Here is a 15,469-nt window from a genome sequence, read left to right as displayed (position 1 = left end):
CCTCTTAAGCCGGCCGGACCGGCCCGCCTTCCCCCCGGAGGTTTCGGGCCGGTTCGTCTTTTTTGGGATATTGTCAACTGGGGTTCAGGGCGCCGAGGCGATCGACTTTTACCGCCTGATCCTTTTTCGGGCGGGCATACTGTTCCAGCACTCGCGCAAAATCTTCTTTCAAGGGTTCGAAGGGCGTCTCCTGTCCAGCATAGAGGGCTGCTTCGAGGCGGGCGAAGATTTTTTCCGCGCGTTCACGCATATCGCCTTCCAGCCCTTTGGAAATATGCAGCGCGATGTCCTTGAGCGAGGCGGCGGGGCGCACTCCCGCTCTCTGGACCACGAAGGTCACGATCATTTTTTTGAGTTCGTCCAGCGTTGCGGCCTTATGCAAGTCGGCGGGCGATATTTTATCTTCGTTTGCGGGCTGAGGCACGGGTTTGCGGACAACAGGCCTGCCGTTTGACGGCGTCTCCTTAGGTTGTTCGGGTTGCGCGGTCTTGGGCTGTTTTCCCCGAATTAAATACAAGGTTAAAAGTAAACCTACGGTGCCCAGAAGCGCCAATGCACAAAAAATATATGTATCCCGCGTCAGGAGTTTGGCCTCTTCCGCATCGTCTGTGGTCGGAGTTTCCCCCTGCGGCTGCCCTGCTTGCCCGGTCTGCGAGGTGGCGGGAGTCTGATTTCCAGATTGTGCGGCTCTGTCGCCCGCTACATTGATCGTACGGCCCGGAACGATTGCATATGCGACCTTATTGTTTTTTATGTCCCACCACGGAACCTTGATCTCGGGCAACGTCAACGCCCCGCCGTTCTGGGGGATCAGCGTATATATTTCCTCACGCCAGCCCGACACCGACTTTCCGTCCTGACTTATGCTTAAGCCCGTTTGCGGGGTTTCCGCATAAATGCGAAAGTCGTTTTCCGATGCTATCTTTCCGTTGAGATCGGGAAGGATGGCCCCGACGTTTCCCTTCGCCACCAGAGTCAGGTGGCGGTAGAGAGGTTCACCGACTTTGGCTTTTTCTGCACCCTCCAGGGCATCCGAGATTTTCAAATCTTCGGCCGGAATCCAGGGGTCCATCTGCGCGGCGTCTTTTTTGACCTCCAGCATGATTTCGTCCGAGGTCAGGGTAAAGGGCTGGCCCATGATGTCTGCCAGAAAAGCGAAATCCTGAAATATTCCGAAGGGATCCTGGGGCGATCCGCCGAAGGGAGAGGTGCTGCGGGCCTGGCCCCTGACCATGCCCTGAAAAACGAAAGACGGGATTTTAAGTGGTCCGTCCTGAAGCGGGGTTACGAGATAGCGCAACTCAATGATTTTCACCGACCTTGCGCCCTGAATCTCATCATAAACTTTTGGCTCCCCCTGTTTTTCGACGACGGCGCTGTCTATCTTCAACTCGCCGAAGGAAATATCGGAGACGGCCGCCGCAGCTACCAAGCGGACCGTAAAAACTACAGGGCTGTTGCGGTAAGGGGTGCGGTCACTGACCGCCGCGTCGATATAGACATCGCGGCCTTGTTTGTTTTTAGAAATGTTCGTATTACGCACCGTTTTTGTGACCATCAACTTGAGCGTCTGTGAATTTACCTTACCCTGATCCGTCTGCACGTTCAGGGGCGGGATGATGATTTCCCCCTCATGGAGTGGCATGAGAACAAGGTTCCAGACAATTTGGGATGAATAAGCGCCGTTAATAATGCTGAAATTTGAGGATTGACCCTGGGATACAATCCGAAAATCGCCTTTAAGGGCTGAAAAATCGGGTGTGCCTGCACTATTTGCTCCCTCCACTGTCAGGGTCAGCGTTAGGGTCTGGTTCAGGGACACTTCCGAACGGTCTGTTTGGGCTTTAAAGCTTGCCGCCCATGCCGTCCATGACCCGCATAACATCAGAATAAAAGTCAAGAATACGAGAAAATGGCGCGCTTTTACCATGTCTGTCCTCCTTCGGTTGCTCCTGACTGCAAGGATTCAATATAAAATTTGTTTTTCAAAAAGGTCTCGGTGTCGCTATCGATGTGGCTGAGCCATTGATCGGCGTTGACATCCTGCTGTGTGCGAGGGCGCTGATCGCGCAACCTCTGCTGGTTGGCCTGGTCACGCAGGCTCGGGCGCTTGGTCGGTTCAACCTGCCCGCTTTGATCCTGTTGAGCCTGCTGTTGTCTCTGGTCGTTTTGTGCTGTGTTACTCATATCTTGCTGTGGTGGTTGTTCTTGCTGCTCGGGCTGGTCTTGCGCCTGCTGTTTTTGTTCCGATTGTTGCTGTTCCGGCTTTTCCTTTTCTGATTCTTTCGGCTTCACTTGGTCGGGATGAGGCGGAAAATCGCCAGAATTTTTCTTTTCCTCCTGCGGTTTTTGATGTGAGGAGCTTTCCTGCTGCTTCTCCTCCTGATTTTCTTCGGATTTTTTCTGCTCTTGCACTTCATCCTGATTTTGACTTGCGCCCTGCTGGGTGTCTCTCTCCTCCTTTTTCTGTTCTTCAGGGTTAGTAGGTTTGGAATTTTCTGATTTCTGCGGCAGATTTTTTTCTTCGTCGGCGCTTTTCTGATTTGCAGACTCAGGGCTTTCGTTGTTTTTCTGCTGTTGCTGTTGCTGCTGCTGATCCTGCTGCTGCTGATCCTGCTGCTGTTGCTGATCCTGCTGCTGTTGCTGATCCTGCTGCTGTTGCTGATCCTGCTGCTGTTGCTGATCCTGCTGCTGTTGCTGATCCTGCTGCTGTTGCTGATCCTGCTGCTGTTGCTGATCCTGTTGCTGTTGCTGATCCTGCTGCTTTTGCTGATCCTGCTGCTGTTGCTGTTGCTCGAGCATTTTTTTGGCGATGTCGCGGTTGTGTTGTGCGTCTTTATGCTGTGGATTGTCCTTGAGGACTTTTTCGTAGCTTTCTATCGCCTCTTTAAGCTTGCCGGACATGAGTTGCGCGTTGCCCTGATTATATTTCGCATCCTGCGCGACTTCCGGGCGATTGACCTGCTCGAAGGATTTTTCGGCCTCATCATATTTTCCGGCCTTGTACTCGACGACCCCACGGCGATAAGGGTCATCTTCGAAAATCTGCTCGGCTTCGTCATAGTGTTTTTGTTCGAGTGCCTGACGCCCCTTTTGTTCCTTGGTCAGAAACAGATCGCGCCAGTCCTGCGCCTGAGCGGGCGAAGTCAGTGATAAAGACATAATTACGAGGGCCGGAAAAGCCACTCCCCGCCGGAATAAAGGCAAAAGCAGGAGAAGGCAGGGAAACAGGAAGATGTAAAAACGCTCCTCCCAAAAGCGCAACAACTTTCGTGAGTCTTCGCTTTCATCCGCTTTGATGTTGATTTGCGCCAATACCTCTAATGTGTCGTCTTCATTAAAAGAAGCCACACGGTAAACGCCCTGCCCGTCGGAAGCGATGCGCTTCAAGCGGCCGGTGTCTATCCGAGAAACCACCTGTTGTCCTGAATAAGACCGGACGTATCCGCCATTGCCCTCGGGGACCGGGCCGCCCTGCTCGGTGCCGATAGCAAGAACGTGGACCTTCATCCCGCTATCCGTGATTTCGCGTATGGCGCGGTAAATAGGACCGTCGGGTTCCTCATAGCCGCCGTCGCTGAGGACCAGAATGTGTTTTTCCTCCCCTTTTTGATTTTCCAGCATCTTGCGCGCCATGTGCAGGGCGGGTGAGAGGCGGCTGCCCCGCGTGTAGACCAGATCGGTTTTTATTGAGGGCAGGAGGCGTTCGAGCGTGACCTTGTCGTCTGTCAGGGGAGTAATCAAGTGCGCGATATTGGCGAAAGCTACGAGACCGATATTTAATCCCTGCGATAATTTTGATATATCCTCGATCTCCTGACGGGCGCGGGCGAGGCGGGACGGCTTGATATCCGAAACATCCATTGAGCGCGACAGGTCGAGAAGAACAACCAGCGCGTTTGCGGGGCGGAAGGCTTCGATTTCGGTGTAGTCCCAGCGTGGGCCGGCCATCGCCAGAACTCCGCACAGCCAGATTATCGACCAAATCAGTAACGAGCGCCAGACGCTGTTTTTTTTAGCGCCTCCTTCCGATCCGTCCAGCAGGTGGGGAAGCAAATGCGGGTCGGCGAAGGCTTTGAGGCGGTCGTCCTTGACCGGACCGCCTTTGTAAAAGAGGCTATAAAGCAACCAGAGGGATGGAATTGCCGCCAAGAGCCAGAGCCATTCTGGTTCGGAGAAATGAAAACCGCCATAGGCTATTTCAGATATCTGCGCTGCGCTAGACATTCGCCCTCCTTCCCTGTGACTGCTGGGCCAGAGGCATAAGAGCCAGCAGGGAAAAGAGGACCAGAGCTGCCAAAAGCGGATAGCGGTATAGAGGCGTGCGGATGACATACTCCCGCGATTCGGCCTTGGTTTTTTCCAACTGGTTAATCTGTTCGTAAACCTTGACCAGAGTGGTCGTATCCGAGGCTTCGAAGTAACTTCCTCCCGTCTGGTCCGCGATAATTTTGAGGAGCTTGTCGTTTTTCGTTGTCATCGCCATGCCGCCGAAAAACCCTCCGACGGGTATCCCCACCGTGCCTTCGCGCCCGATGCCGATGGCATAAACCTTGATCCCGTATTGTCTGGCCAGTTTTGCGGCCTGCAACGGGGGAAGGGAACTGGCGGTATCCTCGCCGTCAGTGAGGAGAATGATGATCCGGGATTTTTCCGGGCGGTCGCGCAAGGCCTTGACCGAGAGGCCGATGGCATCGCCGATGGCGGTTCCGTCCCCGGCCATGGAAATCACCGTTTCCCTCAGCATCTTGACGACCGCGTCGTGATCCATGGTCAGGGGCGCGTACTGGTAGGCGAAGTCGCCGAAGAGAACGAGGCCGATGCGGTCCTCCTTGCGGCCCTTGACGAAATCCCCCACCACGGTCTTGGCAATATCGAGGCGGTTAACGGGCGTCCAGCCCTGGGTGAAGTCCATCGCCCGCATGGAGCCGGAAAGATCGACCGCCAGCATGATGTCGTAGCCTTCGGATTTAATGTCTTCTCTTTTATTGACGATCTGGGGCTGCATGAGCGCGAGAACAAGGCATACCCAGAGTAAAGAAAGCAGTATGAGGAACAGTTTGAGGGTCAGGCTGAGTTGCGGGGCGACTCCCCCGAAAGCCTTTTTAAGAATTTCGAGATGCGGAAAGCGGATGACCGATTTGCCGATGCGGCCGGAGATCTTCGGCAGGAGATAGCGGGCCACCAGTGGCAGAACAAGAAGTGCAATCATCGAAGGCCAGGCGAAGGTGAACATTACCGCACCCATCCTTTCACGGCCTTGATAATTCTTTCGAGAGCCGCGGCGTGTTCGGTGCGACCTTCGGGTGCGTAGGGCGCCTCGATCAGAAATTTACCCTCTCGTTCCCAATCAAAGCCGATCGGATCGTTAAGGGTGAGCCATTTCAGCCAGTCGCGCCCCTCCAGCCCCGCGCATGGCTTGCGTCCGTGGCGACGGATGGCCAGCTTGCGAAGAAGGATCGAGAGCGAGGCAATTTTATCCTTAACAGGCTTTTGCCGATCCTCCTCAAGCGTTTGAAGAAGTTTAAGCGCCTCGACTTTCCAGACGTTCCGGTTGCGGTGGGCGGCAAGAGCTCTCTCCAGCGCCCACAAGGCCACTCCCAAAAAAGCCAGAGCCGCCAGCAGAAACCACCAGCCGGGGGGGATCGGCCACCACGGGAAGGGGTCAAAGCCCCTGATATCCCTAAGCTGCGCCAGAAGCTGTGTGTTTTGGTCCTGCACCGCGCCCTCCTGTCTTCCTGATGCGCCGAAGTCCGAGCGCCAAATCCGTTCGGACATCCCGGTCGGTTGAGATTTGCACAAAGCCCAGCCGCAGGGATCTAACCATGTCATCCAGAATTTGCCGATTGCGGTTCCAATTCCGTTCGTATGCCCGCAAGCCTTCCCGGTCATCGGTATCAATCGCAATTCTTTCCTGCCCCTTGGAGAATATAATCGTTCCCGCCTTCGTCAGTTTACCGTCTGCCGGGTCGTTCACGGCGATGAGGACCACGTCAGCGCGGGCATGAAGGTCGGCCAGACGTTTTTTGAGATCGTGGCCGAGATCGAGAAAGTCGCTGATGATAAAAACGAGGGAACCTGAAGGGGTGGCCTTTCCCAGAAGCTGCAAATGATCGGCGAGGGCCATCGGCTGCTTATAGTGGTCTTTTTTGTCGCTCAAAAGTTTGAGCATCCGCCAGAGCGAACGGCGGGATCGGCGGGGGCCGAAAAATCTTTGTCCCTCGGGGACGTTGCCAAACAGGGAGGAGCCTATGCGGTCATTATCCCGAACGGCCGCCCAGCCGATGAGCGCGGCGGCGCGGGCCGCCTGAATGGATTTGAAGGTTACGCGGGTTCCAAAGCGCATGGAGTCGTTGCGGTCGATGCAGACCAGAACGCTGCGCTCCCGATCTTCGGAATAAAGTTTAAGGTGCGGGCGGCCTGTGCGAGCGGTGACGCGCCAGTCGATATTGCGGACATCATCACCCGGGGCGTAGGCGCGAACTTCCTCAAATTCCAGACCACGCCCGCGGAAGGGCGATTTATAATCCCCCGTCATGACGGAGACGGCTTTTCGCCGCGCCGCGAGGTCCATTCCCGGCGTTCGAACCCCCAGTTCCATCAATTCCCTGAAATCCGGATACAGCATGACCGACCCCTTGCGCCCATCTTACGGCACCGCGACCACTTCGAGCAAATGCGCGACAATGCGGTCGCGGGTGACCCCACCGGCCTCGGCCTCGAAGGTCGGGATAATCCGGTGGCGCAGGATATTTGGCGCGACCTGCTGGATGTGATGGGGCGCGACGTAGCCATCCCCCTGCAGCCATGCCAGTGCGCGTGCCGTGTGGACAAGCCCCAGAGTGGCGCGGGGCGAGGCGCCGTGCAATATCCAGTCGTAAAGTTGCTGGCTGTAGGCGCCGGGTTTGCGGGTCGCGCTGACCAAGGACACCGCGTAATGCTTGATCTTCGGGTCCATATAGATTTCGCGGATCTGCTTTCTGGCCCTGAAAATCTCCTCCTGCGACATCGCTGCGGAAGGCGCCTTTTTTATGTCCGGTTCGCCGGACCGCTTTTCATCGAGTTCCAGGATTTTCATTTCCTCGTCGTGATCGGGATAGCCAACAACACAGTGCATCAGGAAGCGGTCGAGTTGCGCTTCGGGGAGGTTGTAGGTGCCCTCCTGCTCGATGGGGTTTTGCGTGGCCAGAACCATGTAAAGCGGCGGCAAGGGATAGGTGTGCAGGCCAACGGAGACCTGTTTCTCCTCCATGGCCTCCAGCAAGGCCGACTGGACCTTGGCCGGGGCGCGGTTGATCTCGTCGGCGAGGATGATGTTATGAAAGAGCGGCCCCTTACGGAATTCGAATTTAGAAGTTTCGTGGAGGTAAATGTCAGTACCAATCAGGTCAGAAGGTAGGAGGTCGGGCGTGAACTGGATACGCTGGAATTCTCCTTCCAGGGCTTCGGCCAATGTTTTAGCCGCCGTGGTCTTGGCTAGGCCCGGCATCCCCTCGATCAGCATATGCCCATCGCAGAGCAGGCAAAGCATCATGCTGCGGATCAGGTCTTTCTGGCCGACGATCCGGCTTTCCATTGCGCCCACAAGCGCCTGCATTTTGTCCGCCTTGACATCTGCGACCGGTTCCTGCGATACGGATTTTCCCTTGGCCATTGGTGTTGTTCTCCCTTATGCGTGAAGTGTTCCGATCTTATTCATTCGCTTAAGAAAAGCAAAAGGAAACATGAAGTGCTTGATTTTGCTTATGAAAACCACTAACAGCATTTCCTTAAAAAATTATGATTTTGAGTTTTACCCCTTATGTTTTACGTTTATTCGGACAACTCATTTATCAGGATCATCAGCCTTGCGATACCCGACCCCCGACGACCATTACGGCCCCGCCGGGCAGGTTCTGAACCCCATTCTTTCCATCTGGCTCAGGCCGCGGGCGACGATTCGCTCTCTTCTAAATCGCCCCTCGCCATTGTGGTTTTTTGTTTTGCTTGGCCTTTACGGGTTTATCAACGTCCTTCAGAGCGGAGAGAATAACCATGTCGGCGACCAGATCAGCAGCCTTTCCGAGTTTCTGGCCGCCTCCCTTTTGATCGGACCGCCCATCGCTCTGGCTTCGACCTATATCGGCGGCTATGTGATTGAACGCGGGGGGCGAAGGCTGGGCGGGCGGGCGAGTCAGGCCGATCTGCGCCTTGCGCTTGTATGGTCGTACGCACCGCTGATTTTATCCGGACTCATGTATTACCCCCGACTTTCGGCCTTCGGTGGCCAAATTTTTACATCTTCCTTTCAGAAGGGGCGATGGGGCGATTTATCGGGGCCGCTGATGACCCTTGAGCTTGCAAACCTGGCCGTTGTCATCCTTACGACGGTTTGGTCCCTGATCCTGCTTAGCCATATGGTCGCGCAGGTTCAGGGTTATGCTTCGGCGTGGCGGGGTTTCGGAAATATTCTGCTTGGGGTTCTTTATATTGTTGCCGCTGCCGTCATCGTGTTTGGCGCTGCATTTCTGCTGGCCAAAATCAGCGGGCAAGTCTGAAAGGCTCCTATTCCTTGGTGAAGCCCGAATTGACGGCGTAGACGATGGCTTTGCAGAAACTCAGATAAAGCTCGTCTGACAGTTTTTCGTATGTATCGTGATCCTTGCCGTCTTCCAGACGGATATCATTCCATGTGCCCTTGCCGCCGAAGACCCACGCAGCCTGAATAGCCGCCAGCGCCCTTTGTGCCTTCAGGCTGAAATGGGGACCATACATTATATCCGGGTGTGGAACGCCCTCCAGAGGTGCTTTGGATTCCGACAAAATTTTCTGCCCCTTACGAAACGTTTCCGCGAATTTTGCCTGCTTGTGGGCATCTGCGAACGCGGCAATCTCCGCGAGTTTCTTTTCGAGCCGGGAGTTGATTTCCTCCAGAGACGAACGAAACGGTATGGGGCGAACAGTTTCGTTTGCGGAGACACGCCTGTAGGATACCCTCCAGACTCTCTCGTCACGGCTTTCAACCTTTTCCCATTGTGCTTCCCAGTAATCGGAGGCCAGCACCTTCACGACCTCGATGAACCAGCGGCCCCCCTGTCCCAACCCTGAGGCAATGCGGTCGGACATTTCCGGCTTGTCCGAAGGGCGGTAATGCAGGCGGAGAAGCTGCCCCTGCTGCTCCCCTATTATCTTGAACCAAGCCAGAGGGTCCGGCGCGTAGTCTTTAGGCCCGTCTTTGGCTGCGGCAGCCGCAATATCCGTAAAGCGTACCTCCTTGCAGGTCTTGAACACAGAGCCTTCGGGCCAGAATTTCTCCGCCTTGATATCCAGCTTGCGGCGGAGGACAGAATTGCCCCAATTCGTGAGCGCGACGACCTGTGCAATCTGTGTGAGCATCCGTGTTCCTTTTCTTTACGTGACTTCGGACGGCATTATACCGCGCCTGACGAGGATTATCAGCAAGTGATTTATTCTTTTTTCCGAAGGGGGGGTAGGCCGATCAGTAGTTTGAGTAGATCGTCTCTATCCTGCGATCTTTGGCTATGCTGATGGGCGTTATGAGTTTCTGGTCGTATATCAGGGACAGACATTCATCCAGTTCGTCGATTCCACTTTCCAGACAGGGCGGGTATTTTTCCCAGCGCAGGAGAATCAGGGATTGTACCGTGCCGTTCTCGTATTCCAGTTCACGGAAGGATTGCACTTGGCCTATCTCTACACCTATGCCCTCCTTAAAGGCCCAATAAACCAGTTCGCTGCAATAAATTCTTTCCTTTTCAAAAAGAAAGAAAGGATCATATGGCTTTCCGTAATGTTCCTTTGCAGCCTCGAGAAGTTTTTTTGCGTATTTGGGCGTCAGGCCTCTGACCCGCATTACCGTCAGGCGGCCGAACCATCCCCGCGCTATCCATTCCTGCAAGGGTGTTTCACGCACCGGACCTGCGGCTTCGACCACCAGGGGATTTCCATCGGCACCGATTTTGATTATGCCCATATGCGAGTAGAGGCTTCCAGTAGCCATCCAGATCGCCAGAGTCTGGCCGCTGTCGCCGGTATGGAAGACGAGATCGCCGTCCTGGAGGGGTGGAAGGCTGGAAAGATTTGCCGATGTAAAAAAAACGTAGGCGTATATCACAGCCGGACATACAAGAAAAATAATGACAAAAAAGAGCAATATCTTGCTTTTCATTTTTTCCTGAGACCCCTGTTGCTAATGATTAAAAAGGCTCGACGTATTTCTTGTAGTATATTTTTGAGCGATTTTGAGCTTCGATTAGTTTTTCTCCAGGCAAGGCTCTTGCGATTTCCTCTCTTAACTCCTTCGCCTCGTAATACCCTTGTGCCGCAGAAATGTTCGCCCAAGCGTATGCTTCTATGGGATCGCGGCTCAATCCTTTTCCATATAAATACATCACCGCAAGGCTGTACTGCGCGTAATCGGAGCCCTTTTCTGCGGCCTTGCGATACCAAAAGACTGCTGCCTTGTAATCTTCAGGCATACCGTTTCCGTAATGATACATTTTTGCGAGAAGAATTTGTGCCTCTGTATCTCCCTGCGATGCCGCCGAACGCGCCAGAAGTGACGCCAACCTGTAATCCTGAGCAACGTCCTCGCCGTCGAAGTAAAGACGTGCGAGGCTTGATTGCGCCAATGTATGCCCTTGCTCCGCTGCCAAACTGTACCATTTTACAGCCTGTCTATAGTTCTGAATCAAACCATCCCCTTCCTCATTCATCAAGCCAATCTTATACTGTGCTTGAACGTGACCTTTCTCTGCGGCTAGCGCGTATAACTCTGCGGCCTTTTTAATATCTTTTTCCATCCCTTTTCCGGTTTCATACTTCATGGCCTGAAAAAAAATCTGTTTAACCTCATTCGATCCTTCTTTTTTGGGACTTTCCTCTGCGTCTTGTACAATATTGCTCTTTCCGGATTCCGGAGCCGTTTCATTCAAGGCCGTTGCCTCATCATTTTTTTGAGAGGGTTGATCTGGTTGAGTGCCTACTTGTTGCTTCGGCTCTGCGCTCCATGCAGCGCACGGTGCGACCAAGATAAAAAGGAGGAGTAGGAACAGAGAAGCTTTGCGGCCAAAACGCATGATACGGTCCTTAATTTATTTTCGTTTCTATGGGTAACACAGGACATGATGCAGGGGCAATATTCAAGACCTAACCCCTCCCCCTGTATGGCGGAACCCCCTGATCGGGCAACCAGAGAGATTTCGGCGCGGGGCCAGTCTGGTAGAATACGTCGATAGGTATTCCGCCGCGGGGATACCAGTAGCCGCCGATCCGCAGCCAGACGGGTTTGATCTCCTTCACCAGCCTTTTGGCGATGCCCACCGTGCAATCTTCATGGAATGCGCCGTGGTTACGGAAGGAGCCCAGAAAGAGCTTGAGCGATTTGCTTTCGACCAGCCAGTCGCCGGGGACGTAATCGATGACCAGATGCGCGAAATCCGGCGCACCCGTGATGGGGCAGATCGAGGTGAACTCCGGCGCAACGAACCGCACGAGATATTCCGTACCCTTATGCGGATTGGGTACTCGCTCTATTACCGCCCGCTCCGGGGATTCGGGAAGGCCTGTCTTGCCACCAAGCTGTGTCAGGTTGCTGTAGATTGATTTTTTTTCTTTCGGTTTTTTAGACATGATTTTTTCCTTAAACGCCTCTGCGGTTGCCCCATATTAGCACATGAAGTTGCGGGAGGATTGTTGCCTCGTACCAGCGGTCCGCCGTCACCTTTTCCGCCAGCCAGCGGAGGCGGGCGTTTATACCTTCGATATCGACCGCGCCGCCATCTTTATCGTCTCCGGCGGGCGGGGTGTGGTTTCCGGGCTGGAGATAGAGAGGGAGATCAGAATAACGCTTTGCCACTTCCTTCGCATATTGATAGTCCGGTTCGTCGAACACCACGATTTTTAAGGCTATTTGTGGTTTGCTTGCGGCTGCGGCGATACATTGGTCCAATTTTTGCCAATCTGTTGACATTTCGCTTGAGGGCGGTTTGGGGCTGAGGGTCAGGACATCGAGATCAGCGAACCAGTCCTGCGCGATACTGCCCTGCGTTTCCAGAGCGAAGCGGTAACCCTTGGCCTTTCCGAGTTTTATTAAGGGTGCCAAAGGCTGGATCGCCGGGTTGCCGCCGGAGAGGGAGACCATCAGGGCTTTGCCGCCGGAAAGTGCTTCGACATCCGCGAAGACCGCCTCCGGCTTCATGGGTTCCCAAGTGTCGCGGAACTGGCTGTCCACGGCATGAAGTGTGTCGCACCAAACGCAGCGGTAATCACACCCCCCTGTCCTCACGAAAATAGTCGGCTGGCCGATCAAAGTTCCCTCGCCCTGAATCGTCGGGCCGAAAATCTCGCTGATGCGGATTTTTTCGGTCATGGACGGTATTCCGCCACGGTGCGTGGGGTTTCCTTCACGCGTACAGCGGTCACTTCCGGCCATTTCGTTTTGCACCAATCGTAAAAATGGCGAGCGATCTGTTCAGCGGTGACATGATCGTCGCCCAGAACATCGTTAAGGTTTCTGTGGTCCAGCTTTGAGTCAATATATTCCTTGAGCGCGTCCAGTTCGCGGTAATCGCGGACGAAGCCGTATTGGTTCAGGGTTTGGGAGCACAACTCGACCTCGACGACATAATTGTGGCCGTGTATCCGGGCGCAGGGATGGTCCGGCGGCAGCTGGTGTAACTGGTGGGCGGCGGAGAAATGGTATTCCTTGACGATGCGGTACATTCTAGATTGCCCTTTTGTCTTTTGCTTTTTCAACCGTTTTGATCCAGAAATCGGGGTCTTCGTAGTTTGTGGGGTCTACCACACCCGCAATATGGAAGGCTTCGCGGCGCTCCACGCAGGTGCCGCAGCGCCCGCAGTGCCATAACCCTCCGTTGTAACAAGAATATGTATTTAGAAAATCTACGCCCAGCCTCGCTCCTTCCGAAACAATATCAGCCTTTGTTTTTTCAAGAAACGGCGTGTAAAGACTGATATTCGAAACTCCCTCAAGCGCACGGTTCTGCATGGTCTCGAAGGAATGTATAAAGTCCGGCCGACAATCCGGATAAATGAAATGATCTCCACCATGCACCGCCGCAGCCACGCTGTCTTCTCCGTTAGCGCTAGCAAAGCCATAAGCTATAGCGAGCATTATGGCGTTTCGGTTATGAACGATCGTAACCTTCATGTTCTCTTCTGCGTAATGGCCTTCGGGAACATCAATATTATCCGTAAGGGCTGAACCTCCGAGTAATTTTCCTACAGCAGTAATGTCTATGCGATGGTGTGGGACACCCAGTTTTTTTGCCGCTTTTTTTGCGAAGGTTAGTTCTATTGTGTGTCGCTGGCCATAATTGAAGGAGATAAGTCGTGTTAGAGTGCGTTCGGCGGCGACCTTATAGGCCAAGGTCACGGAATCCAATCCGCCGGAGCAGATGACGAGGGTTTTCATAGTTTTGTTCCTTGTTTTGTTGGCCGGGTAGGCTGCGACCGGCGCCTTTATTTAAGGCGGGCTCGTTATAGCAGACCTGACCGGAAATGCAAATTTTTTATACATACCTACCCTACCCGGCTTGACCAAGGTCAAGGCTTTGTGCGGCTTGCGAGGTTATTTTCGAAGTCCACAATAGAGGAGAGCTGTAAGTGCTTAAAAAGATTGTTCTTGAACTGGCCCGGACCCATGATTTCCCGCAAGGCTCTGCCGAGTGCGGGTATGAGATTGTTGCGCCGCTTGACGGGGCAGGGCATCTGGATCTTGAGGGCTGGAAAAGCCAGAAGGACAAGTGCGTTGTCCGCCGTTTCTGGAAAAATGAAGATGACCAAAGGGGCCGCCTCGTCCATCACAAGGGGCATCAATGGGCCATCGCGTACGACGATGCGCGCCTGGACGAGGAGCCGATTTTCCGGTTCGATCAGCATGTCTTCAAAGAGGGCGAGTATGTCTCGATCACCGAGCAGGACGAGACGCCCCTGCCCTTTAAAATCGTCTCCGTGAAATAAATTATAACGACGTAAACAGAAAGGCTTATCCAATGCTTTCCGATCCCCATGACCTTGCCCATGAATTGCCCGAGCATAAAGATGCGATTCATGCCTTAAAGACCAATAACAGGCACTTTGCGAAGCTGTTCAGCGAATACGACCTGATTAACAAGGATGTCCTGCGGATCGAAAAGGGTATAGACGCCCGCAGCGACGAGCACCTTGAAAACCTGAAGAAGAAGCGCCTGTCGCTCAAAGATGAGTTAATGCAGATGATCGAAGGGTTCGAGGGTTAGACTTATCCTTCTTGCCTCCCCGCCTGCGGGGCGCTAGCATTCGGGCATGATCGAAAAGCTGATCCTGCATATCGGGCAAAGCAAAACAGGGACCAGCTCCCTGCAGGCTTTGCTCAGCGAAGAGCGCGAAACGCTTTGGGATAGCGGTGTGCTTTATCCCGACGTTTTTTTTAAAGGGGTGGCTCTGGAGCTTGTCGAGCATAATGCCTTCGCCGAGTCCCTTTCGGGCATCATGCGCTATCCGCATCTTCAGCCGGAGCGCTATGCCGAGAATTTTTTGAAGCAGATGAATGAGTATTCCTGCGATACCTTACTTCTCAGCGCGGAGAGTTTTTTTGGTACTCCGCAAATCTGGGCGGCCGGCTCGCCGGAGGAATTTTTTTCCCTTCACCGGAAGAAAATCGAAAAGCTCAAAGCTCTCCTGCCCGCCAAGCACTGCCATATCGTGCTTTATCTGCGGCGGCAGGATTTGTGGCTGGAATCCGCGATCGGGCATATCATCCGCTATGAGGGGCTTCTGGGGCAGAAGGTTTATGAAAACGATGAGCAGGCCGCGCAACTTCTGGCGCCGCACCTGGATTACCTGAGACTTGTTCATCTCTGGCGGGAGATCATGGACCCCGCCGAGTTTTCCGTTGTCCCGTATGAGCGCGGGGTGTTGCGCGGCGAAGATACGGCGCAGGATTTCCTTGCCCGTACAGGTTTGGACGCGTATTTGAAAATTGACGAAAGTATTCCCCGGAAGCTTGAGAATTTGAGTTGGAGCGCCGAGTGCCTGACGATCAAGAAGGCGTTGAATGCGCTGCCGAAAAGCAAAGTGCGTGAGCGGACGGCGATTGATCTTCTGAATGCTCTCGATCAGGACAAGGGCTTGCCGCGCACACGTTTTTCAATCGCGCCGGAGATCAAGGATCGGGTGTGGGAGCAGCACAAGGCGGATAACCGCCTTCTGGCCCAGAATTTCGGGGGACCGGCGGGGTCGTTTTTCAGCCTGCCGGATCATCCCCCTGCTCTGCCTGAAACTGCTGTCGATCCGGCTGCAGTTTTTGCTTACCTTAGGCGTTTCGAGCGGGCGTATTACAGCCCGTGGCGGCTGATTTCCGTACGTCTTCTTTTCCTGAAAGGAGAATTCAGAAACCGACTTCCCTCGCTTTACACGCGAATGAAGGCGATCGCCCGTGGCCTTCGATCCTCCTCCGCTTGACCGC

The 15,469-nt window shown here is 54.1% G+C and carries 17 protein-coding genes; 4 read left to right on the top strand and 13 right to left on the bottom strand.

What is annotated here, in order from left to right:
* Positions 1 to 73: 73 nt before the first annotated feature.
* The 6 genes from IPN28_04775 to IPN28_04750 are packed head-to-tail and all read right to left on the bottom strand — an operon-like array spanning position 74 to position 7,576.
* Positions 74 to 1,930, bottom strand: coding sequence for a BatD family protein (locus IPN28_04775; GenBank protein ID QQS58139.1), 1,857 nt, complete (start codon positions 1,928 to 1,930; stop codon positions 74 to 76).
* Entirely contained in the window at positions 1,924 to 4,227 is a 2,304-nt protein-coding gene (locus IPN28_04770) for a VWA domain-containing protein (GenBank protein QQS58138.1), read from the bottom strand. Before IPN28_04770 ends, IPN28_04775 begins: the two co-directional genes overlap by 7 nt.
* The gene (locus tag IPN28_04765) at positions 4,220 to 5,248 is read right to left on the bottom strand and encodes a VWA domain-containing protein (GenBank protein ID QQS58137.1); all 1,029 of its coding nucleotides are present in this window, start codon (positions 5,246 to 5,248) and stop codon (positions 4,220 to 4,222) included. Before IPN28_04765 ends, IPN28_04770 begins: the two co-directional genes overlap by 8 nt.
* Positions 5,236 to 5,721: a DUF4381 domain-containing protein gene (locus IPN28_04760; GenBank protein QQS58136.1), complete on the bottom strand. Its 486-nt coding sequence runs from the start codon at positions 5,719 to 5,721 to the stop codon at positions 5,236 to 5,238. The genes IPN28_04765 and IPN28_04760 overlap by 13 nt, the downstream gene beginning before the upstream one ends.
* Positions 5,684 to 6,628, bottom strand: coding sequence for a DUF58 domain-containing protein (locus IPN28_04755; GenBank protein QQS58135.1), 945 nt, complete (start codon positions 6,626 to 6,628; stop codon positions 5,684 to 5,686). Before IPN28_04755 ends, IPN28_04760 begins: the two co-directional genes overlap by 38 nt.
* A gap of 21 nt (positions 6,629 to 6,649) precedes the next feature.
* On the bottom strand, positions 6,650 to 7,576 hold the full coding sequence (locus tag IPN28_04750) for a MoxR family ATPase (protein ID QQS58533.1): 927 nt from the start codon (positions 7,574 to 7,576) through the stop codon (positions 6,650 to 6,652).
* A gap of 271 nt (positions 7,577 to 7,847) precedes the next feature.
* Here IPN28_04750 and IPN28_04745 point away from each other — a divergent pair, with 271 nt between their 5' ends.
* Positions 7,848 to 8,537, top strand: a complete 690-nt coding sequence (locus IPN28_04745) for a YIP1 family protein (GenBank protein ID QQS58134.1) — start codon at positions 7,848 to 7,850, stop codon at positions 8,535 to 8,537.
* 7 nt (positions 8,538 to 8,544) lie between these two features.
* Here the strand turns inward: IPN28_04745 and IPN28_04740 are convergent, their stop codons facing one another.
* The 7 genes from IPN28_04740 to queC form a co-directional block, all read right to left on the bottom strand.
* Positions 8,545 to 8,754, bottom strand: a complete 210-nt coding sequence (locus IPN28_04740; GenBank protein QQS58532.1) for a hypothetical protein — start codon at positions 8,752 to 8,754, stop codon at positions 8,545 to 8,547.
* Positions 8,755 to 9,478: 724 nt separating this feature from the next.
* A complete protein-coding gene (locus IPN28_04735) occupies positions 9,479 to 10,168 on the bottom strand; it encodes a peptidoglycan peptidase (GenBank protein QQS58133.1) in 690 nt (229 codons plus the stop codon).
* A gap of 28 nt (positions 10,169 to 10,196) precedes the next feature.
* Positions 10,197 to 11,078 carry a sel1 repeat family protein gene (locus IPN28_04730; GenBank protein QQS58132.1) on the bottom strand — a complete coding sequence of 294 codons (882 nt, stop codon included), beginning with the start codon at positions 11,076 to 11,078 and terminating at the stop codon, positions 10,197 to 10,199.
* Between the two features lie 70 nt (positions 11,079 to 11,148).
* The gene (gene queF, locus IPN28_04725; GenBank protein QQS58131.1) at positions 11,149 to 11,631 is read right to left on the bottom strand and encodes an NADPH-dependent 7-cyano-7-deazaguanine reductase QueF; all 483 of its coding nucleotides are present in this window, start codon (positions 11,629 to 11,631) and stop codon (positions 11,149 to 11,151) included.
* Positions 11,632 to 11,641: 10 nt separating this feature from the next.
* Entirely contained in the window at positions 11,642 to 12,370 is a 729-nt protein-coding gene (gene queE / locus IPN28_04720) for a 7-carboxy-7-deazaguanine synthase QueE (protein QQS58130.1), read from the bottom strand.
* Entirely contained in the window at positions 12,367 to 12,723 is a 357-nt protein-coding gene (gene queD, locus IPN28_04715) for a 6-carboxytetrahydropterin synthase QueD (protein QQS58129.1), read from the bottom strand. Before queD ends, queE begins: the two co-directional genes overlap by 4 nt.
* 1 nt (position 12,724) lies before the next feature.
* On the bottom strand, positions 12,725 to 13,435 hold the full coding sequence (queC, locus tag IPN28_04710; protein ID QQS58128.1) for a 7-cyano-7-deazaguanine synthase QueC: 711 nt from the start codon (positions 13,433 to 13,435) through the stop codon (positions 12,725 to 12,727).
* Between the two features lie 191 nt (positions 13,436 to 13,626).
* Between queC and IPN28_04705 the strand changes: the two genes are divergently transcribed.
* From IPN28_04705 to IPN28_04695, 3 genes are read left to right on the top strand one after another with little or no spacing between them, the layout of a single operon-like run.
* A complete protein-coding gene (locus IPN28_04705; protein QQS58127.1) occupies positions 13,627 to 13,983 on the top strand; it encodes a hypothetical protein in 357 nt (118 codons plus the stop codon).
* Positions 13,984 to 14,015: 32 nt separating this feature from the next.
* Positions 14,016 to 14,261 (top strand): DUF465 domain-containing protein, encoded by a 246-nt coding sequence (locus tag IPN28_04700; GenBank protein ID QQS58126.1) that lies wholly within the window; start codon positions 14,016 to 14,018, stop codon positions 14,259 to 14,261.
* Between the two features lie 46 nt (positions 14,262 to 14,307).
* Complete coding sequence (locus IPN28_04695; GenBank protein QQS58125.1) at positions 14,308 to 15,465, top strand: hypothetical protein; 1,158 nt, start codon at positions 14,308 to 14,310, stop codon at positions 15,463 to 15,465.
* Positions 15,466 to 15,469: the final 4 nt, after the last annotated feature.

Source organism: Alphaproteobacteria bacterium, from assembly GCA_016699735.1.
In the GTDB taxonomy this organism is placed as follows: domain Bacteria; phylum Pseudomonadota; class Alphaproteobacteria; order Micavibrionales; family Micavibrionaceae; genus JAGNKE01.
This window is presented reverse-complemented; position numbering and strand designations above follow the sequence as displayed.